Source organism: Arcticibacter tournemirensis, from assembly GCF_006716645.1.
GTDB classification, from domain to species: domain Bacteria; phylum Bacteroidota; class Bacteroidia; order Sphingobacteriales; family Sphingobacteriaceae; genus Arcticibacter; species Arcticibacter tournemirensis.
The window spans coordinates 4,889,196-4,912,812 of the sequence record NZ_VFPL01000001.1; the positions used below are offsets into that span (position 1 = coordinate 4,889,196).

21 protein-coding genes are annotated in these 23,617 nt (G+C 42.8%); 7 read left to right on the forward strand and 14 right to left on the reverse strand.

Annotation, left to right across the window (positions count from 1 at the left end; genetic code table 11):
* The 9 genes from BDE36_RS20400 to BDE36_RS20440 form a co-directional block, all read right to left on the reverse strand.
* Window positions 1-987: a glycoside hydrolase family 43 protein gene (locus BDE36_RS20400; protein ID WP_141816301.1), complete on the reverse strand. Its 987-nt coding sequence runs from the start codon at window positions 985-987 to the stop codon at window positions 1-3.
* Window positions 988-1,038: 51 nt separating this feature from the next.
* Window positions 1,039-1,848 (reverse strand): glycoside hydrolase family 16 protein, encoded by an 810-nt coding sequence (locus tag BDE36_RS20405; protein ID WP_141816302.1) that lies wholly within the window; start codon window positions 1,846-1,848, stop codon window positions 1,039-1,041.
* Window positions 1,849-1,913: 65 nt separating this feature from the next.
* Window positions 1,914-2,972: a DUF6807 domain-containing protein gene (locus BDE36_RS20410; protein WP_141816303.1), complete on the reverse strand. Its 1,059-nt coding sequence runs from the start codon at window positions 2,970-2,972 to the stop codon at window positions 1,914-1,916.
* Between the two features lie 75 nt (window positions 2,973-3,047).
* Window positions 3,048-4,418, reverse strand: a complete 1,371-nt coding sequence (locus BDE36_RS20415) for a 3-keto-disaccharide hydrolase (RefSeq protein ID WP_128771294.1) — start codon at window positions 4,416-4,418, stop codon at window positions 3,048-3,050.
* 4 nt (window positions 4,419-4,422) lie between these two features.
* A complete protein-coding gene (locus tag BDE36_RS20420) occupies window positions 4,423-5,634 on the reverse strand; it encodes a Gfo/Idh/MocA family protein (protein ID WP_128771293.1) in 1,212 nt (403 codons plus the stop codon).
* Between the two features lie 19 nt (window positions 5,635-5,653).
* Window positions 5,654-7,009, reverse strand: coding sequence for a Gfo/Idh/MocA family protein (locus BDE36_RS20425; RefSeq protein WP_128771292.1), 1,356 nt, complete (start codon window positions 7,007-7,009; stop codon window positions 5,654-5,656).
* 211 nt (window positions 7,010-7,220) lie between these two features.
* Window positions 7,221-9,083 carry an LTA synthase family protein gene (locus BDE36_RS20430; protein WP_161987736.1) on the reverse strand — a complete coding sequence of 621 codons (1,863 nt, stop codon included), beginning with the start codon at window positions 9,081-9,083 and terminating at the stop codon, window positions 7,221-7,223.
* A gap of 141 nt (window positions 9,084-9,224) precedes the next feature.
* Window positions 9,225-9,803 (reverse strand): hypothetical protein, encoded by a 579-nt coding sequence (locus BDE36_RS20435; RefSeq protein ID WP_244939629.1) that lies wholly within the window; start codon window positions 9,801-9,803, stop codon window positions 9,225-9,227.
* A 10-nt stretch (window positions 9,804-9,813) separates the two neighbouring features.
* Window positions 9,814-10,626, reverse strand: coding sequence for a metallophosphoesterase family protein (locus tag BDE36_RS20440; protein WP_141816305.1), 813 nt, complete (start codon window positions 10,624-10,626; stop codon window positions 9,814-9,816).
* Window positions 10,627-10,853: 227 nt separating this feature from the next.
* Here BDE36_RS20440 and BDE36_RS20445 point away from each other — a divergent pair, with 227 nt between their 5' ends.
* On the forward strand, window positions 10,854-12,236 hold the full coding sequence (locus tag BDE36_RS20445) for a sensor histidine kinase (protein WP_141816306.1): 1,383 nt from the start codon (window positions 10,854-10,856) through the stop codon (window positions 12,234-12,236).
* On the opposite strand, the gene BDE36_RS20450 is transcribed toward BDE36_RS20445, so the two are convergent.
* Window positions 12,220-13,635, reverse strand: a complete 1,416-nt coding sequence (locus BDE36_RS20450; RefSeq protein WP_141816657.1) for an ATP-dependent DNA helicase — start codon at window positions 13,633-13,635, stop codon at window positions 12,220-12,222. The two genes, BDE36_RS20445 and BDE36_RS20450, sit on opposite strands and share 17 nt — an antisense overlap.
* Before the next feature lie 143 nt (window positions 13,636-13,778).
* On the opposite strand from BDE36_RS20450, the gene BDE36_RS20455 reads away from it, so the two are divergent.
* From BDE36_RS20455 to coaD, 3 genes are read left to right on the forward strand one after another with little or no spacing between them, the layout of a single operon-like run.
* Window positions 13,779-14,615: a DUF3822 family protein gene (locus BDE36_RS20455; protein WP_141816307.1), complete on the forward strand. Its 837-nt coding sequence runs from the start codon at window positions 13,779-13,781 to the stop codon at window positions 14,613-14,615.
* On the forward strand, window positions 14,606-15,136 hold the full coding sequence (locus tag BDE36_RS20460) for an RsmD family RNA methyltransferase (RefSeq protein WP_141816308.1): 531 nt from the start codon (window positions 14,606-14,608) through the stop codon (window positions 15,134-15,136). Before BDE36_RS20455 ends, BDE36_RS20460 begins: the two co-directional genes overlap by 10 nt.
* A gap of 60 nt (window positions 15,137-15,196) precedes the next feature.
* Window positions 15,197-15,658 (forward strand): pantetheine-phosphate adenylyltransferase, encoded by a 462-nt coding sequence (gene coaD, locus BDE36_RS20465; RefSeq protein ID WP_141816309.1) that lies wholly within the window; start codon window positions 15,197-15,199, stop codon window positions 15,656-15,658.
* 21 nt (window positions 15,659-15,679) lie between these two features.
* On the opposite strand, the gene BDE36_RS20470 is transcribed toward coaD, so the two are convergent.
* Window positions 15,680-16,276, reverse strand: a complete 597-nt coding sequence (locus BDE36_RS20470) for an NUDIX hydrolase (protein ID WP_141816310.1) — start codon at window positions 16,274-16,276, stop codon at window positions 15,680-15,682.
* A gap of 7 nt (window positions 16,277-16,283) precedes the next feature.
* On the opposite strand from BDE36_RS20470, the gene pyrE reads away from it, so the two are divergent.
* Entirely contained in the window at window positions 16,284-16,946 is a 663-nt protein-coding gene (pyrE, locus tag BDE36_RS20475) for an orotate phosphoribosyltransferase (protein ID WP_128771284.1), read from the forward strand.
* Window positions 16,947-16,954: 8 nt separating this feature from the next.
* On the forward strand, window positions 16,955-17,353 hold the full coding sequence (locus BDE36_RS20480) for an SRPBCC family protein (RefSeq protein ID WP_141816311.1): 399 nt from the start codon (window positions 16,955-16,957) through the stop codon (window positions 17,351-17,353).
* A gap of 28 nt (window positions 17,354-17,381) precedes the next feature.
* Here BDE36_RS20480 and BDE36_RS20485 read toward each other — a convergent pair whose 3' ends face one another.
* From BDE36_RS20485 to BDE36_RS20495, 3 genes are all read right to left on the reverse strand, one after another.
* Entirely contained in the window at window positions 17,382-18,143 is a 762-nt protein-coding gene (locus BDE36_RS20485) for a CHASE3 domain-containing protein (protein WP_141816312.1), read from the reverse strand.
* A gap of 202 nt (window positions 18,144-18,345) precedes the next feature.
* The gene (locus tag BDE36_RS20490; protein ID WP_141813269.1) at window positions 18,346-19,881 is read right to left on the reverse strand and encodes an IS1182 family transposase; all 1,536 of its coding nucleotides are present in this window, start codon (window positions 19,879-19,881) and stop codon (window positions 18,346-18,348) included.
* 131 nt (window positions 19,882-20,012) lie between these two features.
* Window positions 20,013-20,594 (reverse strand): DJ-1/PfpI family protein, encoded by a 582-nt coding sequence (locus BDE36_RS20495; RefSeq protein WP_141816313.1) that lies wholly within the window; start codon window positions 20,592-20,594, stop codon window positions 20,013-20,015.
* Between the two features lie 340 nt (window positions 20,595-20,934).
* On the opposite strand from BDE36_RS20495, the gene clpB reads away from it, so the two are divergent.
* Window positions 20,935-23,547, forward strand: coding sequence for an ATP-dependent chaperone ClpB (gene clpB / locus BDE36_RS20500; RefSeq protein WP_141816314.1), 2,613 nt, complete (start codon window positions 20,935-20,937; stop codon window positions 23,545-23,547).
* The last annotated feature ends 70 nt before the right edge of the window (window positions 23,548-23,617 follow it).

Below are 23,617 nucleotides of genomic sequence, written 5' to 3' on the forward strand. Positions count from 1 at the left end.
TTATAGCTTATCGGGCTTTACGCCTTCGAACGTAATCTTTACCGGCTTGATTAGCCCTTCACTGTCAAACTCCATTTTATCAATGCAAACCACGCGGTGATTACCGTCTGTTTCCCCAAGGGGTCTTCTGTGATAGACGATATACCATGCATCGTCTTTTTTATTATGAACTACAGAATGATGCCCCGCACCTGTTGCAACGGAAGCATCCTGCTGGAGGATCTTACCGATACGCTCAAATGGGCCCATCGGTGAATCGGCTATTGCATACGCCACTGAATAATCGGGACCAGTCCAGCCGCCTTCAGACCACATGAAATAATATTTCCCATTACGGATAAACATAAAAGGCCCTTCAACGTAACCTTTTGGTGTAATTTCTTTAAAAACCGATCCGTCTTCAAAAGGAATAAATCCTGTAAAGTCATCTTTCAGCCGGGCTATATTACAATGTCTCCATCCCCCATAAATGAGGTAGTATTTCCCGTCTTTGTCGTGAAATACAAACTGATCAATGGGCTGTGCGCCATTGTGAAATTTATCGATCAATGGTTTGCCGAGATAGTCTTTAAACGGGCCCTGCGGCTTATCCGACACTGCTACTCCGATACCGCCGGATTCATTATCGTTCTGGATATCGTTTGCGCCGAAGAACAGATAGTACTTTTTATCTTTCGAGACGATCGAGGGAGCCCATACCGCCTTTTTTGCCCATTTTACGTTGGCCGTATCCAGCACCCGTTCATGTTTTTTCCAGTTAACAAGGTCGTTTGATGAAAATGCATCGAAGAAAACCTGTTTTTCATATTTTGCAGAATAGGTTGGATATATCCAGTACTGCTTACCAAAAACAGCGCCTTCAGGATCCGCGTACCAACCCGGAAAAATCGGATTGCCGGATGAAGCTTTCTTGCTTTTCGTCTTCTGACCAAATGAAGCGAGACTTGCGAGCGTTAATAGCAAAAGGAAAAAAGGTGTGATTCTCATTGTATAAAACGTTTCAGCAAGTATACAATAAAATCAATTAAGATAGTATACTTACTGCTTCTGGTATACCCGGATGTAATCTACTACCATAGATTGTGGGAAAACCGAATCATCAACACCCTTCAGTCCTCCCCAGCCCCCACCTACGGCGACATTCAACAGAAGATGAAAGCGTTTGTCGAAAGGCCACTCCTCCGGGCCATTACCGGTATTCTTGAAGGTCAGGTAATGAGTATCATCTACGTAAAAGTCAATTTTGCTGCGGTCCCAAACTATGGTATAATTATGAAATGCAGAATAAGGGTTTAGCACCCGGTAGCCCCTGGTAGTTTGTGTATGGAGCACATGATTGAATTTTTTAGTATGAGCACTGCCATAGACGCTGTCGGGCACATAACCCACATGCTCCATGATATCAATCTCTCCGCTCGCAGGCCAGCCACCATACTTCCAATCAGTAGGTAACATCCAGATCGCAGGCCAGAGACCTCTTCCTGCGGGAAGCATCGCTCGTGCTTCTATCTTCCCATACAGCCAGTCGCCTTTACCTTTTGATATTATCCGGGCCGAAGTATATTCCGCTTTTCCTTTCTGCTCTTTTCTGGCAGTTATGTGCAGCTTCCCGTCTCTAACTATGGCATTTGTTGTGTCGGCAGAGCTATAATACTGCATTTCATTGTTACCCCAGCCATGATCGCCCTCTTCAAAGCTCCACTTGGCAGAATCGGGCAGTCCCTCATATTCGAATTCATCAGACCAAACCAGCCTCCAGTTTTCACTTTTTGGCTTCTCCTTCTTTTGGGCAAAGCCGTTCACTGAGATGACTAAAAGTAATACGACGACAATCGGGCTTCTTCTCATTTAGCAGAAATTAAACAGGTCTATATAGTTATAGTGCTAAAGATACGACTTCTGCTAACGTGTAGTTATTTATTTGAAAAGGCCTTTGACTCTTCTGTAGCCTGGCTCTTAGACAAATGTCCGCCGGATTTAATGATGATCCTATAACGAAATGTGACAGACTGTCCAGGTGCGAGCCGCATATTCAGAGAGTCCTTGCCATTGCTCATTGCATTCTGGCCCAGGGAATTTATTGCAAACAATCCATAGCCCCTTGCATGCCAGTAAGAAGGGAAACCGGGGTTCTTCTGATGGTCGATGATCATCACCGATACCGGCTCTTCTTTTATCCGGCCACTTAGTACCACCCAGCCAGCACGGGTTCCCCAAACAGAGTCACCTTCTTTTCCTTCACTACTTAGATAGTGCCCTGTTACGCCTTCATTATTTAATACAGGGACATCGGTTACATTCCCCTGCGCGTCAGTAAATTTCTCAGGTTTGTCGGATGGATGTTCAAGCTCGCGGGCAATCCTTATAGCTAATAAACCTTCCTTATTATCTTTAAACAATACTGATTCTTTCAGGGCCGTTAGGGTAGTGATCCGGTCGATCACCCTGGTAGTGTTGTTACCGCTAAAAACGAACCTTGTATTCTCCTTTAACAAAGCGTTATTTTTATCCGTCAACCAGTCTGCCGTAATATAAAGTTCACCTTTCTCTTTTCCGTTAACAATCTTGTTGACTTTTTGGTGCCGGATAGTACCAAACGGACCAGCGTGGCCTCTAACATCATTAGAGTTGTTCCAAAAATCATACCCGTTCACATCCCCGTAATTAAACCAGATCCCCACATGATGAGGATGGTCTATTCGTTCTCCCGGCCGTGGGTCCATCGGCCAGCCACGCGTTATAATGGTTCCCGTTGAACTTCTAACCGGATACAGAACTGGCTTTTTTAGCACATCGGGATAAATATATGAGGTAAAAGGCTTCCCGCCAATGAAGACATCTACGCGCTTGTCCTTTTCACTGGGAACAAGCTTTACCGATTGGGCCTGGCCGGCTTTATCAGTCTGAGCAGTGGCTTTAAAATAAGTTGTTGCAAGAAGCAACGAAGAAACAATATAACACGTGTACTTCATAGTTTACTCCTCCAAAATTTATCGTTGGGAATCGGTTTTGTGTCTGTATATCGGGGTAGCCTTTTATTAATCCCTTTACAGTTTCTTAATCTTAATACTTCTGAAGCTTACTTCGTTTCCATGATCCTGAAGAAGAATATGCCCCTTCTCTGCCTCTCCGAAGTTCTTCCAGTCTTTATATTTGCTAATGGATACAAGGCGGCGGAAGTCGTCCGATCCTCTGGTATATTCGATAACCTTAATTCCATTCAGATAATGCTCTACTCTGTTATCCGGATACACCACTACCCTTCCCCTGTTCCACTGCCCTATAGGACGCAGGAACCGGGCCTGTTTCTCGGCTTTGATCAGATCGTATAAGGAGGCAAGTGTGCGGTTTCCATCACGCCCCAGCTTTGCGTCGGGATGAAGGGCATCGTCGAGTATCTGGTATTCGAGCCCGATAGCCGAGCCTGTATTTTTCTCACTCAGGGTTACAAAATATTTCACTCCGCTGTTAGCCCCTGGACTAAGTTTAAATTCGAATGAGAGATCAAAAGCACTGAATTGTTCCTTCGTTACGATATCGCCTCCGTTTGCCGACTCTTTGCCCTCTGACGACAAAACGGTCAGGACTCCTTTGTCAACCTTCCATCCTTTGTCGGGAAACTTTTCTTTATATGCTCCAGTCCAGGCTGCCGTAGTCTTACCGTCAAACAGCAACGACCAGCCCGTGGTCTTCTCGTAAGGGCTTAATGAGTTGGGAACCGTATTGACTACATACACACCTGCGGGAAATGCAGTGGCTTTGAGGCCTTTTGTTTTGATGCGGATATTCTTAAAATAAACGTTCTTACCTGCCTGCGCTTCCTTGTCGATGCCATGTACCTGTAATCCAATAAACCCTTTCTGATCAATTGTGTCTACAACATAAGCTGCAGGAATATTATTGATCCAGGTTTTCATTTCGTTACCGATACATTCAATACGGATATGATTATATACGCCCACCTTGAAAGCACCTCGCGCTCCCGGATTCAATGAAAGCGGATACAGCCAGTCGCGACGGGCTTCATCGTAAACACCTCCTGTCCAGTCTCGTTCCGAAGGATCAATCTCCATCTGCCTGCCATACACCTTCCCTTTTCCGCCATTGCCAGCGGGGTCAAAATGACTACGCGTCTGCACGCCCGAATTGCTTACCGAACTTTCTATCTTAGCATCGAGTTCGAGGATAAAGTCGCCGTACTCCTTTTCTGTAGTGAGAAAGGTGTTGCCTGAATGCATTACGGTTGTACCTACAATAGCGCCATCTTCTACTTTATATTGTGCCGTTCCGGCCAGTCGCTTCCAGCCATTCAGCGTTTTTCCATCGAATAAATCAGTCCAGCCCTGTTGGCTTTGTGCCTGGCCGCTTAATGAACAAAATATAAAGGCTGCGCCGGCAAGTAATGATTGATATTTCATGATTTTAAGAAAGATTATATAATGGTTTCCATGATTGGATGTTCCTGTTGTACATCGCCTGATTGGCTAAATCAACACAAATGGCTGTTGTTGCGCCTGTAAGAACGTTTGATGAGGGTTGTTCGTGTTTGTTTATGCATTTGTGAAAATCGTTGAGCGCATACCAGGTGCCATCTTTCGCCGGCTCTTTCAAAAGCGGTATGCCGCCGTCCTTGCTAAGTGCTATTTTAGTAGCCCCCGTTACGCCATCTACCATCTCAAGTTCCTCCCGCATCTCCTTTTCGGGATAGAAGAAGCCTTCATTTACCAGCAGCGAGATCATTCCCTTGCTGCCCTTCAGGCGGAACATATATCCGTCGTGTGCATTCGCACAAGTGGCGCCAAAGTTACCGATCATGCCGTCTTTCTGGTAGCGCAATATCGCCTGTACGTTATCGAAGGTCTCACGACCATCTTTATAGAAATCAATTCCCCCCGAACCGAGAACTTCATCGGGATGCGTTTTAAACACCCAGTTGATAAAGTCGATCTGATGAGACAAAAGCTCGGCTGCAAGTCCGCCTGAATACTCTTTATACATTCTCCAGTTGATCTGCCTTTCGAGGGAAGGGTTGGGCACCGCTCTTTTCCAGTTCCAGTTTCTATCCCAACGGCAATCTATTTGAGTTACCTTACCCAGGTATCCATCTTCAATTATTTGCTTTACCCTGAAATAAAGAGGAGTATACCTGTACTGATGACCTACCTGAAAAACCAGCTTGGGCGACTTTTTAACCAGACTTACCAGGTCCATGGCCTGAGAAGTGTTATATGTCATTGTCTTTTCCAGATACACGTGTTTTCCGGCCTTCAAGGCATCCTGAGCTATCTGAAAATGCAAATTAAGTGGAACGGCTATAATAACAGCATGGATGTTTTTATCATCCAGTAGCTTGCGATAATCACTATACGCAGTCGGCTTCCATTGTGCGCCCTCTTTCGCGGCTTCTTTAAGCCGAAAATCTAACGTATCGCAGATGGCACTTACATTGAACTGTGTATTCAGTTCTTTCATGGTATGCATTATCCCTCTTCCGCGATCGCCGGTACCGATAATCCCTACATTTACGATCCCTGCCGCATCATCGTCCAGGGCAAGGGCGGCTGCGATTTGGTTATGAAGCAGGAGCCCGCCGGTCAATACTCCTGCCTGTTTAATAAAATTTCGTCTGAACATTTTTATTTAATCGAAGTTCTCAATATTTAAAAACCTTGCCACCAGCCAGAACTTCCTGTGTTTTCTCATCAAAAGTAATCTTCTCACCAGTCCTTACTGCTGCATTGGTCATGATCGTGGCGATTGAATGGGTATAACCAGCTTCCACTGGCGCGTTAGGTTGTTTCCTGCTGCGAATACACTCCATCCAATTCCTCATATGATTGGAAGTAAGAGGATCGGCCCCCGTATTTGCTGAAGTGGCTACCTTCTGAACGTTAGCCGAAAGATCAATTTTTGGAAGAAGATTCGGCTGCATTTTCATTGCGGCTGCTTCACGTTCCTGCAAACCACCATTAGGTGATATTTTGTTAGTCATGAGATTAAGCTCGCCACCATTCGAGTAATATACTTCTCCTACACCTCCGCTTTCGTTCTGCATCCTGGAAGTGAATACTACCTGGAATCCTGAGCCAAGGTCGTCCAGCGGGCCATAATCGAATACGGCAGTGGTAGTATCCCAGTTCTTCCTTCCATCCTTCCAGGTGTAGATGCCACCATTGGCTACTACACTACGGGGATGCTTAAGCCCGCTGAACCAATGTACCGTATCGATCTGATGCGACATCCACTGCCCCGGCATCCCTGAAGAATAAGGCCAGAATAAGCGATACTCAAGGTATTTCCGGGGATCCCAGGTGTCTGCCGGGCGATTGATAAGGAACCGCTTCCAGTCAGTATCCTTTTCCTGTAATTGAGCGACAAGATCAGGACGACGCCACCTACCCGGCTGATTTACATTCCAGACGAGGTCAACAGCTGTTATCGGACCAAACTTTCCGCTTTTTATAAAGTCATGGGCGGCGTGATAGTTAGCGCCGCTCCTGCGTTGTGATCCAATCTGAACAATTCTATCAGAAGACTTCACCGCCTTGAATGCAGCACGGTTATCTTCCATAGTTTCCGCAAAAGGCTTTTCTACATAGGCGTCACATTTGGCTTTTATAGCTTCAATGGTATGGACAGCATGCTGAAAATCAGCTGTACTAATGATGACTGCGTCTATATCCTTTAGGCTATATAGCTCTTCATTATTGCGACAGGCCGTTATATCGTGACCAAATTTTTCCTTCAGGAAGCTAACGCCTTTATCTCTTCTCAGCGACCACAGATCCGACAACGCCACCATATCAAAATTCAACTCCTGGCGATGGTTCAAAAAGCTTGGAAGCAAGGTATCTTTAAACCGGTCGGAAAAACCGATAGCCCCAACTCTCACCCTGTCATTGGCACCAAGTATTCGTCCATAACTTTTTGCGCTGAAACCAAAAGTTCCTAAATAGGTACCAGCCGCAGCTATGGCTGACTGCCGGATAAAATCTCTGCGTGTGTTCATGTTTAATCTGCTTTGTCTATAATTAAATCTAAGGCCGTTTCGGATTATATGATGATGGTTGTTACCACTTTGCCTTTCATACTCATCCCATTTTAAGAGGCTGAAGTTGAGAAAAAAAAACAAAGGCATCAATTTAATAACGCAGAATTTTTACGAAAACGATTTCGTAATAAAAATGATAGATAAGCTACGCTGAACCGATTTAGCTATATTAATAATCTACATACTGCTGGTAAACATGCTGCATGCATGCCTTTCCATATTTTAAAAGGAGTTTATCTGAAGAAGTATTTGCTGAATCCTGTCGAAACACAATATTGTCGCCTACTATATCATATGAAATTGCTTGCTGAGGGCTTACAAATCCAAGACCATGTTCCCAGTTAAAAAAGGCAAAGCCGGCAACCCCAGGATTTAAAAGATCTTTGCTCCAGGTGTATGCATCTGACTTAATTGCAACCTGATTAAGCAACGTTGCGGCAAGATCATTCTGGCTTCCGGCTTTCTCAATTTTCACACCTCTGAATTCAGGTTTAATTACTTCACCAAAAAACAAAAGGGGAATACGGTATCGCTGCGGATCAAATATTTCGAGATTAGTGCGGGGCAGATAGTGCCCATGGTCGGCAACTATAATAAACAAAGTATTCTTATACCAGCTCTGTTTCTTTGCTTCCCGAATAAAAGCGCCAACGCAGGAATCAGCATAGTATGCTGTGCTCCGGAACTTATTTTCAATTTCTTCTCCTTTAAAACGAGGTGTTGAGGGCAGTTCAAAGGGTTCATGATTGGTCAGCGTGAGCATAGTCGAAAAGAAGGGTGCCTGCGCTGTCTTCAAATCCGACAACATCCTGGTATAAACAGCACCATCATACGCACCCCATTTCGAATTCATATCTTTTGGATCGAAGTCACTTTTATCAACGATCTTCTGATAATTGTGACTCAGTAAATAGGATCGCATGTTAAAGAACCGGCTCTCGCCCCCGTAGAAAAAAGAGGTAGAGTACCCTTTACCTGCGAAACTTTGCGACAAGGCCGGAATCTTTACCTGCTTACTGTTCTCTTTCATGATACTCCGTCGTCCCTGAGCCGGAAAAGCGCTTAATACGGCCACAACACCTTTATCAGTGCGCCCTCCGGACGCGTAAATGTGATTAAAAAACAATCCTTCAGAAATAAGTTTCTCTGTTTGGGGAGCAACGCCTTTTTCCCCATCAAGACTCTCTACTACATTGCCCGTAAAGCTTTCCATGATGATCAGTACCACATTAGGGGTTCTGGTAGTCAGTACATCGGTAGTTGCTGTATTGGGTTTTAAATATAATCCCTTAACAATACTTTTGGCTTCGGAAGGACTATAGTACTTAAAGGGATTGCTGTTATTGTATTTGTTATTTAGAATATCATGAACAAGACTCCACTCTGTATTGACTGCGGCATAATTCAGCAAAGGTTTCAGCGAAAAATAGGCCATACTTTCGTTCATAGGAGAGAGCTGCCAGCCTCCCCTTATAGCAAGGAAATTAAAACCAAGCATCAGCACAGATAGCAATAGCCTGATCGCAAAATTTCCGCCCCTGAATATTCTGTATTCTATAATCAGCCGCGACAAAAAGATCCCGGCAGAGGTAAGAACAGCAAAGATAAACAACGAAAGGAATACAGGGGATGACTCACTGCTTGAAAAGGCCTCTGCGGGCGACCCAAAGGCGAACTCGAGCGCCCTGAAGTTAATTTTCGTCCCCCATTCGCGGTAGATATTGAAGTTCACCACTGTCAGAAAAGAAAACAGGCCCACCAACAGCCAGGTATATATTTTTACTATTGTTATGGGAAACTTTTTTATTCCAAAGAGCCAGACTATCACAAACAAAAGCGCCGGAATTGCACATATATAACCTGCCATAGAGGCATCCATCCATGCTCCATAGAAGTATACCTGGATAAATTCATAAAAAGAAACGCCTTTCAGACGATGGATATAGTAAAGTAAAAAGACACAACGTTCGAGTAAAAAAAAGAGAAGCCAGAATGTAAAATATCGCAGTAATACGAAAATGTTCTTTAGCATAGTAATCAATTGTGACTGCAGAAGGCAGACAGAAAGAAATCCTTCCCTTATCAGAAAAGACATTCTAACGTTTAAACCTCACAAATATAAAATAAAAGTTATATCAATATTAAGAAGAGGTTAGGCGATGCTCTCACCGCGTCAAAAGCCGAGCCTTATGCCAATCCCCAGCTTAAAGATATCTGTAAGAGACAGGTCTTTTGTATTCAGTACATAACTTACCATATAGAGGTCGTTGGTGTTAAACTCGGAATAGATAGACAATGATTTGATTTTGCCACTGCCGAACAGCTTCTTACTGTCCAGCTTTATCTCATTGCTAAAAGATATATGAGGCCGGATAGCAGACGACCACCAGTAATATCCCTCGTCATATTGGCTTTTGTCCCAGTAAAAATCAAACTCCTTCCCATAGTGATATGAGACGAACGCCCCGGGATTTAGGGGATAAAGCTTAGCCCAGTCCTTTAACTTGATCTCGAAGGGCCGGTAAACAAACTTTGCACTGATGATATGCAAAGTTCCCCCCTTATTCTCGGGTACAAAGCCGTAGTTAAAATCAAGATTACCTCTTTTATTTTTAAATAAACGATAACCCGCGCCAACGCTGAAATAGCCAATGCTCCCCGCATGTTGTACAATCACATCTTTAGGAATAAGGATTTCAGGAAATTGCGAAAACACTTTCCCGCTTTGCAGAAAAAAGATGATTGTTATCAACTGAAAACATCTAATAGCTGATATTTTTAAAACTGAATTTCCCATTGATAATCTCTATTAGCACAAACTCCCTGTTTTCAATCGCATTCGTTACTACATACGGAATATTCCCTCTACCGGGATAAAAGAGGTTTTTACTGTGGGTATGGGCAAATAACGCAGCCAGCGTGTTTGGCGAATTATTGATAACGTTTACATATTGCTCTGAAAGGCTTGTATCGAAGTCGCCGTTGTTAGGTGGAACATGCGCCACTCCAATATATGCAGTCACTCCATCTTCAGCCTTAAATTGTTCGCGCAGCCATGGAAGGTCGGGAACACTTCCATCAAATGCAGCTTCTCTGCTATTTGTGTTGTGGCATACAAACTTTACACCGCCGTAAACAAACGAAAAATTTAATTCTCCGAACATCCGCTTGAAAACCTTTTCGCCATTGGCAACCAAATCATGATTTCCTATTACTCCGATATAGGGCATCTTTAGTTTTGAAAAGATCTCATTGACCCACTCCATCTCCTGTAACAAGCCAAAATCCGATATGTCACCTGCCAGCAGGACAAAGTCAACTCCCGGAATATTATTTACGGTTCTCACTAATTCTTCAGAATGAGTATACTCTCTTTGACTGTCCCCTGTTAAAACAAAGCGTATTGTATCGTCTTTAACACTCTCCGCTAAGCGCTGGAGACTTTTCCTATTTAAGTACTGGGGACTATTACGGTCAAAAACCTGATTCGGACTGTATTCGAAACTGTTACAAGCCGTTAAAAAGAGTATCAGAGAGCATGAGACCCATACGAAAGAGCCAGTTAACTTATTCATTTGAAGCAAAGCTCGTTTTTATATTTAACTATTCAAGTCAAAAAGTCAAAAAAGACATCCGACTGACACTGGTATTAACAAACATTTGCGAGAAGGATTCGGCAATAAAAAACAAAACATAGCCGCGCAAACACCGTTCATTCTATTTTATTATCTTTATTCTCTTTTTATTCTTACCATTATAGCGGATTAACTACAAGTTACCTAAACCCTCTTTACGGATACTTATGAAAAACCAACGGTATATATATTATTTAATTGGAACAACACTCCTCCTTGTAATCATAAATACTATATTCTATCTCGTACAGGAATCTCAAAATGAAAAGAACTACCTGCTGACGATAAAGACAACACAAATAATAGAAACCGCGAATTCGCTTCTGGCAGATATAAAAGATGCTGAGACAGGTCAGCGGGGTTACTTACTTACGGATAACATCAGCTATCTGGCTCCCTATCAGGAAGCCGAAAAACGGCTTGACAAAACGTTCAACGCACTTTATTTACTCGTTATCCATAACCAATCACAACTTAACACATTGCGTGAACTGAAAAAATGGATCAGGATTAAGAGGGACGAACTAGCTCTGACAATCAAATTGCACGACAAACAGGGGGGGAAGCTGGCACTCAATAGAATAAATACGGACGTCGGAAAGAACGCGATGGAACAGATAAAAATGCTGATTAAACAGTTAGAAAGGGAAGAAAAGTTCCGCCTTATCAGCTACAACGAGTCTTTCAACAGGTTGAACGCCCGTATTCAGGTATTTGCAATTGCTGGTAGCTATATTCTTCTTGTCATTATCATTATGGCCCTGATAACCATTATCCAAAACCGGGAGCAGATCGTTACCCTGTTCAGACAGGTGGACGACAAAAACAAGCAACTTGAACATCAGAAGAATGAACTGCAGACGCTAAGCCGGGGGCTTATTAAACAAAACAGTGAGCTCGAGCGATTCGCATATGTGGCGTCACACGATCTGCGATCGCCGGGAATTAATCTATCGTCGCTTTTACAGCTATACGAGACATCTTTCGACCAGGAAGAAAAGAAAGAACTATTTCAGGCTATTAAGGAGGTCTCATCAAATCTCCTTGTAAAAATGGACGATCTGATAGAAATGCTTCGAAATAGTAGTGAACTTACAGAGGCGAGAGAAAACCTTTCTTTTGAAGAAGTTTATACAAAGATTTTAAAGAATTATTCTGCAGAAGTCAAAAGAACGGGTGCAACTATAGATTACGACTTCTCAGAAGCGCCGGCCATTATCTATCCTAAGCCCTACCTTGAAAGCATTATGCAAAATCTTATTACCAACGCTATTAAATACGGGCATCCCGACCGTCCTCCGCACATTTCGATCAGGACATACCAGGAAGAAGATAAAATTTTCATGACTGTGCAAGATAACGGACAGGGTATTGATCTTAAAAAATACGGCAACCAGCTATTCGGGATCTACAGGACCTTTCACGGAGGAAAAGATAGCAGAGGGATCGGTTTGTATATTACCAAAGCGCAGATAATTGCCATGGGCGGCAGTATTGAGGTTGAGAGCACTCCCGGTGAAGGCACTACCTTCATTATTTGCTTTTATTAAAAAACTCCTGACTGAAGTTCACCAGGAATAATTCTTTTACCGAACGCGTCACAGCCGTATAAAGCCATCTTAAGAAATCTGTATTTAGCATTTCATCTGTAAGATATCCCTGATCTATGAAAACGACGTCCCATTGCCCACCCTGTGCTTTATGGCAAGTCACCGCGTAGGCAAATTTAACCTGTAATGCATTATAGTAAGGGTTGACCTTTAATTCGGCTATACGCATTTTACGGTTAGGAAGATGCGTATAATCTTCCATCACAGCGTCAAAGAATCGCCTATTATCCTCTTTTAAGAGTCCGGGTCCCTCAGAGTAAATGGTATCAAGCATAATCTTACACTCCAGGGGTTCCTCGTCGGGATAATCGAGAAACTCCAGAACGACGTCTGCAAACCGAAAGCCATAAAGCTCATGTATATGGCGAATCTTTCTGACGCGGGCAATATCGCCGTTCGCAATAAAAGAACTGCTGCTCTCTTCATTCTGAAGCCAGTAATAGTTATTACGCACAACCATCAGATAGTCTCCTCCGGTTAGTTCTTCTTCCCGGTACAATATCCGGTTTCTTATTTGCTGATTGTAGTTATTCGCATTTTTATTTGAACGGCAAATAACCAGCGTATTCTCAATGCCATATTTATTATAAGCGTAATTAAGGCCCTCTGACAGCCGCTCTCCTGTCATCCTGAAGATATCGGGATATCCGCTCACTTCTATCTTCGGAAATTCCTCTTCCTTATTTCTTATTAAGTTACGGATTTGCGTTGCATTATGGAGTATGCCCGACTGCTTTTCCTGCCTGACCACATCTGTCATCTCGTAACTAAAAATGCTAAGAGCAAACCGGTCTCTCATAAATGTTGTATCAAGCGCCGGACTAAACTCCGACCCCACAGGAGGCAACTGGGCTGTATCACCAACAAGAATTAACTTACAGTTTTTCCCATTATACACATAACTAATAAGATCATCCAGAAGGCTTTTCCTGCTGAAGTCTCCGGCCTCGTTCGAAATCATCGATGCTTCATCTACTATGAATAATGTATTCTCTGCAATATTTTGATTGAGAACAAAATCAAAATCCGGACTGATAGCCTGCTTCTTCCTGTATATCCTTTTATGAACTGTATAGGCTCTTTTTCCAGAGTAGTTGCTAATCACTTTAGCCGCCCTCCCTGTGGGCGCTAATAGAACCGATTTCAACCCTAAGTGCGGCAGTACTTTTACAAGGGATGCTATGATTGTAGTTTTTCCGGTACCTGCATACCCTTTAAGTACAAAGCATTCATCCCCTTCACGCCCCGCCATGAACAATTCCAGTTCTTTGAATACAGATACTTGTTGTACGGTTGGCTTAAGCTTAAAAAATCGTATCAGTAGATCGCTCGCATTCATCAGGATGTAAAAATGCAAATTCCCCAAGATAAAAAGGACTTCTGCATTTAAATGTCTGGTAAGCGCCATAGCTAAAGCAGTAAAATGCCGGAGATACAGCTTCTGAATATTCTTATAAAATAATTTTCTATAAGTTTGTCCTGATGAATAATAACGGCGCACTTCATTTAAAGGTTGGGGATTTCTCCACTGGACAGGCGGAAAACTGTGAACTGCTGATTAGGATCGGCGCAGGCAGGCTTTCATTTGCGATTATAGATACTAAAGAAAACCTTCTGAAGGTACTGTTCGACTCTGTTTTATTCAGTTCGATAGCCGAAACATTCAACGACTTATTTAATCAAAACGAGTATTTAGGTTATGCCTTTCAAAAAGTCAAAATAGCAACAGAAACGTTTAATTTTACATTTATACCTTCTGAGCTTTATTCTGACAACTCTCTACCCGTTTACCAAAACTTCATCAACTCTACCGGACAGGTACGGCATGTTATTAAGGACTTGAAGGGAGCGAAGATAAAAACGGTAGCTTCGATAGAAGAAGCATTCATTGCTCCTCTGCTGGCAAAATTTCCACAGGCAGCCATTTATACCCAGCCCGAACCTTTAATAGAAGGATCATTGAAAGACCGGAGTGGAAACAAGACGCTTGTGCTTCAGTTCAATTCAGGAACATTTGAAGCACTTGTCATTTCTTCGAACGACATTATCTTTTATAATATCTTTTCTTCTCCTACTACAGACGATTTCAATTACTATTTACTGCTTATTATGCAGCAACTGGAATTGAAACCATCCGACATTGCCGTAAGGCTGATGGGAGAGATCGAAAAGTATAGCGAAAACTACAGGAGGGTATCAAAATATTTCAATAACATTACTTTTGCAGACAGCACTAAACTCTTCAATTACCCTGAAGCATTTAAGCTCGCCCCTTCTCATCAATTTTTTTCCCTACTTAGCCTTAGTTTATGCGAATAATAAGTGGCAAACTCAGGGGACTTCGTCTTAATCCCCCTCCAAACTTACCTGTTCGGCCGACGAAAGACATGGCAAAAGAGGCTCTGTTCAACATATTGAACAATATAATTGACTTTGAACAGATTAAGGTTCTCGATCTATTTAGCGGCACGGGAAGTTTATCAGTTGAGTTCGCATCCAGGGGAGTTCCGGATATTGTTTCGGTCGACAAAAGCCCTGGTTGTGTGTACTATCTCAAAGACGTTGCCCGCCAATATAAGCTTACTTCAATCCATCCCCAGAAAGCCGATGTCTTAAAATTTCTTAAAGAAGAGACGGCCTCTTATGATTTAATATTTGCAGATCCTCCCTATGATATGCCTGAGATTCCTCAAATTCCTCGCCTGGTATTCGAAAGATCGCTCTTAAACCCTGGAGGGCTGCTTATCGTCGAACACCCCACCATGAAAAGAATGAATAACGACCCCAATTTCACAGAACAACGCGAATACGGATATTCATCCTTCAGCTTTTTTAGATAGTGATATATACATCTATCTTTGAACTTTCCACTTTAAACTTTTTCACCTTACCTTTACGAAATGAAGATCGCCCTTTTTCCCGGTTCATTCGATCCGGTTACAATTGCACATGTTGACATCATGCAGCGTTCCATTTCTTTGTTCGACAAAGTCATAATCGGCGTAGGTGCAAACAGCAATAAGCAACCGATGTTGCCAGTTGAGACACGGGTTAAAATCCTCGAGAATGTGTTTGAAAACGATCCGAAAATTGAAGTAATGCCTTACGAAGGGCTCACTATTGATTTTTGCAAACGTTTGGGTGCTCTGTATATGATCAGAGGCATTCGTACGGTTTCGGATTTCGAATACGAAAAGGCCATTGCACAGATGAACCACGAACTTGAACCCGATATTGAAAGCATTTTCATCCTGAGTAACCCAGGTTACTCTTCAATCAGCTCGACAATTGTACGTGATATATTGCGCCACAAGGGCGATATCAGTAAATTTGTTCCAAAAGAAGCTATGAAGTACCTGTAGTTAAACGCATACCTGCGTTGTTTACACCTCAATTAAACTTAGTACGTCTTTTATCAGTGCGAAGGTATTTTGCTTTACGGTGGAGAATTCTCCTGGAGCGATCCATCGCGCTTCAGTAATTTCTTCCTCCAGCTGTGGTATTAGTTTTTGGTTCTTTGCCCGCATATTATACCACACAGTCTTCTTAAAAACGACTTGTCCCTTATCTTCGTATACATGCCATGTTTTGCAAAGTTTCCCCCCTACTTCAGAAACTTTTATTCCACATTCCTCCGCTACTTCGCGCTCCGCCGCAACTTTCGTTTTTTCTCCATCGTCTAATTTTCCTTTAGGAAGATCCCACTTCCCTTTCCTGAATATGAAAAGATACTGGTTCGCTTCATTTTTAACCACCCCTCCTGCTGCGTGTATTAACGTGAAGGGCTTTCTTAATTTTCTAAACATTCTCTTCGGGTCTTTTGTTACCATAACATGTATTGCTGGAGTACCCTTTTTAGCTTGTTTATAAAATTCCCTGAAATCAAAGCTCTGAACATCAATTTGTTGGCAGGAACCAATGTTTGCAGGCATAAAATCTGCGATAATAAGCGCAGTATCGTTAATATAAATTCTATACATTTGTGTCATGATCAACAAAAGTGAGATTGAGCAGAAAGTTGCCGAATTTTTGTTACAAATTAAAGCAATAAAATTACAACCTGGAAAGCCTTTTACCTGGGCTTCCGGAATAAAATCACCTATCTATTGTGATAATCGCATAACACTTTCATATCCAGCAATAAGGACATATATCCGCCAAAATCTCTCGGCCCTCATCCAGGAAGAATTTGGCTCGGTAAGTCTTATTGCCGGCGTAGCTACTGCAGGTATTCCACAGGGAGTATTGGTTGCTCAGGACCTGGGACTTCCGTTTGCATATGTCAGATCTTCAGCAAAAGATCATGGCACAGGCAGCCTAATTGAAGGGGAAGTGTATCAGGGCCAACGTATAGTAGTAGTAGAAGATCTTATTTCAACCGGAAAAAGCAGTCTCCAGGCAGTTGAAGCATTACGTGCAGCCGGATGTGATGTTGCCGGATTGGTGGCAATATTCAGCTACAACCTGCAGGCTGCTACTGATAATTTTAAAGCTGCAAAATGCCGCTTTTCCACTCTTTCTAATTACAATGCCTTGATAGAATATGCATCAGATCATTCTTTTATCAACAAAGACGATCTGGAACTGTTACGTAAGTGGCGCGACAATCCTCAGGAGTGGGGAAATTCTGGCGAGAGTAACACTTTTTAAAGATTATCATGACAGTTTTCGAAAGCAAAGAAACCATAAATAAGCCAGTGGCAGCAGTGTACGCGTTCCTGGCCGACTTTAATAACCACCAGCAACTCATGCCTGCGAATATATCCGACTGGTCATCATCAAAAGATGAGGCTCGGTTCTCCATACAGAATATGGGCAAGCTGGCGTTGAAAATATCCAACAGGATAGAGAATAGCAGTGTAATTATTATTCCTGCACAAGAGGTTCCTTTTAATGTTGAAATGCGTTGGGTGGTTACCGATCTGGGGGATAATACTACAGAAGCCATTCTTACGATTTCCGCAGAACTCAATATGATGATGAAAATGATGGCCAGTGGGCCGCTCAAAAAACTTACAGCTAATCAGACAGAACAATTAAAAAAGCTGATGCAATAGCTGCCTGCTGTTGCATCACTTTTCACAATCAATCTAAGTCGCTCCGGTTAATTCTCATTTTATAATTTCCCTTCGCCACTTCTTCTGCGAATTTTTGTACTTCATTTATCTTTTTTGAAATTTGCCTCTCTTTTTCGAGAAGCTGGGCCTCCATTAAAAGCTTCTGTTTATAATCGGCTGTCAACCGGTAATAAAATACAACAGTAATTATAATTGCCGCTATAGAAGCAAAAATGACCAGCCATGGAGTAAATGCAGAAAACATGCTTAGCCGCTCAGTTCTTGTTTTCATTAGTTCTCTTTCCCGGCTCTCCATTTTATTGATAATGCTTCTGAACTCAGTCATATAACCTTGCCCCTTTTGTACATCTCTCCTGTCAATAGCTATGCCTGATCGCTTTCTTTCAACACTTTTTTCCAACAAATTAAACCGGGTCTTTATAACATGCGAAAGTTGTTTCATGCTTTGCTGTTGCACAGGATTGTCCGCCAGTAGACTATTAATACGATCATATGATTCCCACACCTCGTCCTGGGCTCCTTCATATGGCTCAAGAAAAGTGGCATTACCTGTTAACAGATAACCTCTCTGACCAGTTTCTGCATCTTTAGTCCTCGAAATCATCTTCTCTAGCCCAAATAAAACTTCATGAGTGTGATCAACCGATTCCTGACTATTCAAAAGCGCCTCTATGGCAATCCACGATGCCGAAGCTGTTATAAAAATTATACTCAGGGATATTACTGACCCGATGACAAGGTTTTGTTTATACTTTCGATTAAAGCCCATTTTAATGAAGATGAAGCGCTAAAATTAAATACTATTTATTCATTCTTCTATGGTGAAGCAAAAAATAAAAAAAAGAGGCCGTATCATAATTCAAATGATGCGGCCTCTGTATTTGTTGCCTATTAAGGTAGTGCAAGATGAATTTGGGCAAGCTGTGGATAATTTGCTTTTCGGGGTCGAAAACCAGTCAAAAAGCAGCTTTTCACCCTGCTTTTTTCCTTAAGTTTTGTGCAATTGCAATCAAACCCCATTCGATCTCCACTTTTTCCTTACCCCGAAGCATGAACCTTTTGAAACCATGGTTCTGTTTAATGTTTCCGAAAGTTGGTTCCACATCAAAGCATCGTTTCTTTCGCCGCTGTAGGCCTTCTTCACTGTTTAACAGTTCATGTGCCTTTTGCTTAAGCCGGTTCAGATTTACATTGACCTCAATGATCCTGTTGGCGCTTGATTTATGACAAGCACCGTTGAGCGGACAGTTAGCGCAATTGCCCGCCTGGTATCTTTTTACTGTTTGCTCAAAACCGGTGCTTGTTCGTTTTCTACTTGTCCCGATGAAATTCATCTGCCGGCCCATCGGACAGATGTAACAATCTTTCTCCTGGTTATAGAAAAGCTTGCTTGCTGCAAAAGGCTGTTTGTTATTGTAGTTTTCATTTTGCTCTTTATCGAACATCCCATACTTTACAAAGGCAATGGTTTGCTTTTGTTCCAGCAGCGTGTAGTTTTCTTCAGATCCGTACCCGGCATCCGCGGTGAGCTTTTCAGGTGCTTTGCCAAAGCTGGCTTCATGCTGCGTTAAATGAGCATTCAGCGTATTGGTGTCTGTTGTATTGGAATGAATGGTATAATTGACAATGAACTGGTTGGAGGTAGATATCTGAACATTATAGGCGGGTTTTAACTGACCATTTTTCATGTGGTCTTCTTTCATCCGCATGAAAGTAGCATCCGTATCGGTTTTACTAAAGCTGTTCCTTTGGCCCAGGATCTCTTCCTGATGCTCATATTTTTCTATATTCTGCGGGTAATGTTTAGTAATATACTTCAGTTTAGCCTTCACCTTTTTATCTGCATTATCTTTTGCGGCCAGCTTTTCGTTAAGCTGATCTACGGCAGCTTTTACTTTTTCGCTGTTAATTTCCGTAAAATCAGGCGGCTCAGGCATCTTGTCTTCTTCCGAGGCTACCTGTTGTGCATACTGCCATATCTCAGTCAGTTGCTTTTTCATCTTCTCTTTATTGGTCTGAATCGACTTCTTCCAAACGAAGGTGTACTTGTTGGCATTGGCTTCGATCTTCGTTCCATCCGTATTAATCTCCTCTATGCTCAGCAGCCCTTCTTCCGACAACAGCTTTACCACCTCTTCAAACACACTGCGCAGGGCATGTTTCAAGCGCACACCCCGGAAACGGTTGATCGTATTATGATCGGGATAGCTCATCGAACTTAACCACATGAAGTAAATACTTTCCTTACAGGCTGCCGCCAGTTTACGGCTGGAATAAAGGTTGGTAACGTACCCATAAACCACCACTTTAAGCAGCATTTGAGGGTGATAACTTGAACTTCCCCTAATGTGATAAGCTTTTAAAAGCGGCTCTATATTGAGCTTGTTAATGACCTCATTTACAACCCGGACCGGATGCCATAAAGGGATCAATTCTTCAAGGGTTGGTGGGAGTACCAGAATTTGTGCCTGATTATAGGGCTTGAAAACAGGTTGCTTTACCGCCATCTTTTATCTGATTATACACTAAATATATGAAAATCAGATTATTAAATCAAATAATCAATGGTAAAAATCCTGAAATATTAAAAATAAAAAGAGGCTGCACCATGATTTATGATACAGCCTCGATGAAGGAATTAGTTACCAGAAATGCTGATCCCTAATAATTTATAGAACTCCTTAAGAATAGCTGGATGGCCGGGCCAGGCCGGTGAGGTAGTAAGGTTTCCATCCGTGATTGCTTCGGACACGCCAATTTCCTCAAATTGTCCCCCGGCAATTGTAACTTCAGGCCCTACCGCCGGATAAGCTGTAAGTTTGCGCCCTTTTACAACATCTGCGGCTGTCAGGATCTGAATGCCATGACAAATCGCTGCGACGGGCTTGTTGCTGTCAAAAAAATGACGGGTAATGTCCAATACACGCTTATTTAACCGGATGTATTCCGGCGCCCTGCCACCGCAAACATACAAGCCGTCGTATTCCTCCGGCTTAACGGCATCAAAATCTTTGTTGATCGCAAAATTATGTCCTCTAAGCTCAGCGTAAGTTTGAAAACCAATAAAATCATGTATTGCAGTTGCCACTGTTTCTCCCGATTTTTTTCCGGGGCAAACAGCGTCAACCTGCAAGCCTACAGCCTGCATCGCCTGGAATGGGACCATCACTTCGTAATCTTCTACAAAGTCGCCCGCAAGCATTAATATTTTCTTACTCATAATAAAATAGATTAATAATGATTACTGTATAAAATTACTAATTATTTATATTTGACAAGCGTCCGGCTTAACTGCAAATCACTTATATCAATGTCAAAAATCCGGTGTAATTAACTGGAGTAACTTATTCACTACCATCGCAGCAGAATACTAATTACTTAGGCGATACAGGCATTCGATCTCCACGGCGTAGCTCTTATCTGTTTTTTTCAGAGACATTATTTCAGGATAAAGCCTGCCAGTGCGACTTTTAGTCATTGAAAATCAAAGCCATACGACAAAAATTCCGATCTTTCTCAACCAAACGTTTCTGGCAATTGTTTTGACATCTAAGGGTACTATGAACTTTAACAATTTTACAATCAAAGCCCAGGAAGCTGTACAGAAAGCTTCAGATATAGCAGCCGGCAACCAGCAGCAGGCTATTGAAAATGCGCACCTGCTAAAAGGCTTACTTTTGGTGGATGAGAACGTTGTCAATTATCTGTTAAAGAAGCTGAATGTTAACATTAACCGCATAAACACTGTGCTTGACGCACAGATACAGAGCTATCCCAAGGTTAGCGGAAGTAATATCTATTTGTCATCAGATGCAAATAACGCTCTTATGAAAGCGCAAAGCTATCTTAAAGAGTTTAAGGACGAGTTTGTATCGGTTGAACATATTCTTCTTGGAATTTTAAATGCAGGGGACAAGGTGAGTTCTATGCTGAAAGATGCAGGCGTTACCGATAAAGATCTCAAAAAAGCAATAACCGAACTCCGCGGCAATAACAAGGTTACCGACCAGAACGCAGAGGCAACGTATAATGCGTTGAATAAATACGCGCGTAACCTCAATGAATTTGCTGAGTCAGGTAAGCTCGATCCTGTTATCGGTCGCGATGAGGAAATCCGTCGTGTCATTCAGATCCTTTCCCGCCGTACTAAGAACAACCCTATACTGATTGGCGAACCGGGGGTGGGTAAAACTGCTATCGCAGAAGGAATTGCTTTCCGTATCATTAAAGGAGATGTCCCGGAAAACCTGAAGACCAAAACAGTTTATTCCCTTGATATGGGTGCCCTGATTGCGGGTGCTAAATACAAGGGAGAATTCGAAGAACGGCTGAAAGCAGTTATTAAAGAAGTAACACAGAGCGACGGCGACATTATCCTCTTTATCGACGAGATCCATACTCTTGTTGGAGCTGGTGGCGGCGAAGGTGCGATGGATGCAGCAAATATCTTGAAACCGGCATTAGCCCGTGGCGAGCTCCGTGCTATCGGCGCAACCACACTTAACGAGTATCAGAAATATTTCGAAAAGGATAAAGCGCTGGAACGCCGGTTTCAGAAAGTTAACGTCGACGAGCCGGATACCCAGGACGCTATCTCTATCCTTCGGGGATTGAAAGAACGTTATGAAACCCATCACAAAGTGAGGATCAAAGACGAAGCGATCATTGCCGCCGTGGAACTGTCACAGCGTTATATCTCTGATCGTTTTCTACCTGATAAGGCGATCGACCTGATGGATGAAGCCGCTTCCAAGCTGCGTCTTGAGATGGATTCAGTTCCCGAAGCTGTAGACGAAATCGAACGCCGTATCATGCAGCTTGAAATTGAGCGTGAAGCTATTAAACGCGAAAACGATGAAAAGAAAGTGCAGGAATTGAGCGGGGAAATTGCCAACCTTTCGGCCGAGCGGGATTCACTGCGCGCAAGCTGGCAGGGTGAGAAAGATCTCGTCGACGCCATCAACCATCAAAGCGAACAGATCGAAAGCTACAAGCTGGAAGCTGAACAGGCCGAGCGTGCCGGCGACTACGGCCGCGTGGCCGAACTTCGCTATGGCAAGATTAAAGAAGCACAAGATAAAACAGAGCAACTTAAGAAGGAACTTGATGCCAAACAGAGCGGGAACCGCATGTTAAAGGAAGAAGTAACATCTGAAGACATCGCTGGCGTAGTTTCACGGTGGACAGGTATTCCCGTCACCAAGATGATCCAGAGCGAGCGTGAAAAGCTTCTTCACCTTGAGGAAGAACTGCATAAAAGAGTGGCCGGTCAGGACGAAGCTATAGAGGCAATTTCTGATGCTATTCGTCGTTCACGAGCCGGTCTGCAGGACAAGCGCAAGCCTATCGGATCATTTATTTTCCTCGGCACTACAGGCGTTGGTAAAACGGAGCTTGCGAAAGCGCTGGCCGAATTTCTCTTTAATGACGAATCATCTATGGTTCGTATTGACATGAGTGAATACCAGGAGCGTCATTCTGTTTCACGACTGGTTGGTGCGCCTCCGGGATATGTGGGATATGATGAAGGGGGACAGCTGACAGAGGCTGTAAGGCGTAAACCATACAGCGTAATACTTCTTGATGAGATCGAAAAAGCACATCCTGATGTATTTAACATCCTCCTTCAGGTACTCGACGACGGTCGTCTTACCGATAATAAAGGCAGACTTGTCAACTTCAAGAACACCATTATTATCATGACTTCCAATATCGGGTCTCACCTTATACAGGAAAACTTCAGTACACTGGATGAAGACAACCGGGAAGCGGTAATTGCAAAGACTAAAAACCAGTTGTTCGAGCTGTTGAAGCAAACAATCCGCCCCGAATTCCTGAACAGGATAGACGAACTGATTATGTTTACTCCTCTCAATAGAGATGAACTACGTGATATTGTTGCCCTCCAATTCAAACAGATGCAGCAAACCCTTTCTGAAATGGGAATTGAAATAGAGGCTTCAGAAGAAGCACTCGACTGGCTAGCACAGCTGGGGTACGATCCGCAGTTTGGCGCCCGTCCTCTGAAACGTGTTATTCAGAAACGAATCCTCAACGAGCTTTCCAAAGAGATCCTTGCCGGCAAGATTGACAAAGACAGCCACATAGTCCTCGATGTCTTCGATCATAAGTTCGTATTCCTGAATAAGGACAAAATGGAAGAAGCACATTAAAAGGAAGAAAGGTAAAAGCTAAAAGACAAAAGGTCTATAAAAAGCCTTGTATGTTTATTCAACATGCAAG

Bases quoted from the DNA above. Each gene is read 5' to 3' on its own strand.
- BDE36_RS20400 (WP_141816301.1), bottom strand. From the start codon at position 987: ATGAGAATCACACCTTTTTTCCTTTTGCTATTAACGCTCGCAAGTCTC.
- BDE36_RS20405 (WP_141816302.1), bottom strand. From the start codon at position 1,848: ATGAGAAGAAGCCCGATTGTCGTCGTATTACTTTTAGTCATCTCAGTG.
- BDE36_RS20410 (WP_141816303.1), bottom strand. From the start codon at position 2,972: ATGAAGTACACGTGTTATATTGTTTCTTCGTTGCTTCTTGCAACAACT.
- BDE36_RS20415 (WP_128771294.1), bottom strand. From the start codon at position 4,418: ATGAAATATCAATCATTACTTGCCGGCGCAGCCTTTATATTTTGTTCA.
- BDE36_RS20420 (WP_128771293.1), bottom strand. From the start codon at position 5,634: ATGTTCAGACGAAATTTTATTAAACAGGCAGGAGTATTGACCGGCGGG.
- BDE36_RS20425 (WP_128771292.1), bottom strand. From the start codon at position 7,009: ATGAACACACGCAGAGATTTTATCCGGCAGTCAGCCATAGCTGCGGCT.
- BDE36_RS20430 (WP_161987736.1), bottom strand. From the start codon at position 9,083: ATGCTAAAGAACATTTTCGTATTACTGCGATATTTTACATTCTGGCTT.
- BDE36_RS20440 (WP_141816305.1), bottom strand. From the start codon at position 10,626: ATGAATAAGTTAACTGGCTCTTTCGTATGGGTCTCATGCTCTCTGATA.
- BDE36_RS20445 (WP_141816306.1), top strand. From the start codon at position 10,854: ATGAAAAACCAACGGTATATATATTATTTAATTGGAACAACACTCCTC.
- BDE36_RS20450 (WP_141816657.1), bottom strand. From the start codon at position 13,635: ATGAATGCGAGCGATCTACTGATACGATTTTTTAAGCTTAAGCCAACC.
- BDE36_RS20455 (WP_141816307.1), top strand. From the start codon at position 13,779: ATGAATAATAACGGCGCACTTCATTTAAAGGTTGGGGATTTCTCCACT.
- BDE36_RS20460 (WP_141816308.1), top strand. From the start codon at position 14,606: ATGCGAATAATAAGTGGCAAACTCAGGGGACTTCGTCTTAATCCCCCT.
- coaD (WP_141816309.1), top strand. From the start codon at position 15,197: ATGAAGATCGCCCTTTTTCCCGGTTCATTCGATCCGGTTACAATTGCA.
- BDE36_RS20470 (WP_141816310.1), bottom strand. From the start codon at position 16,276: ATGTATAGAATTTATATTAACGATACTGCGCTTATTATCGCAGATTTT.
- pyrE (WP_128771284.1), top strand. From the start codon at position 16,284: ATGATCAACAAAAGTGAGATTGAGCAGAAAGTTGCCGAATTTTTGTTA.
- BDE36_RS20480 (WP_141816311.1), top strand. From the start codon at position 16,955: ATGACAGTTTTCGAAAGCAAAGAAACCATAAATAAGCCAGTGGCAGCA.
- BDE36_RS20485 (WP_141816312.1), bottom strand. From the start codon at position 18,143: ATGGGCTTTAATCGAAAGTATAAACAAAACCTTGTCATCGGGTCAGTA.
- BDE36_RS20490 (WP_141813269.1), bottom strand. From the start codon at position 19,881: ATGGCGGTAAAGCAACCTGTTTTCAAGCCCTATAATCAGGCACAAATT.
- BDE36_RS20495 (WP_141816313.1), bottom strand. From the start codon at position 20,594: ATGAGTAAGAAAATATTAATGCTTGCGGGCGACTTTGTAGAAGATTAC.
- clpB (WP_141816314.1), top strand. From the start codon at position 20,935: ATGAACTTTAACAATTTTACAATCAAAGCCCAGGAAGCTGTACAGAAA.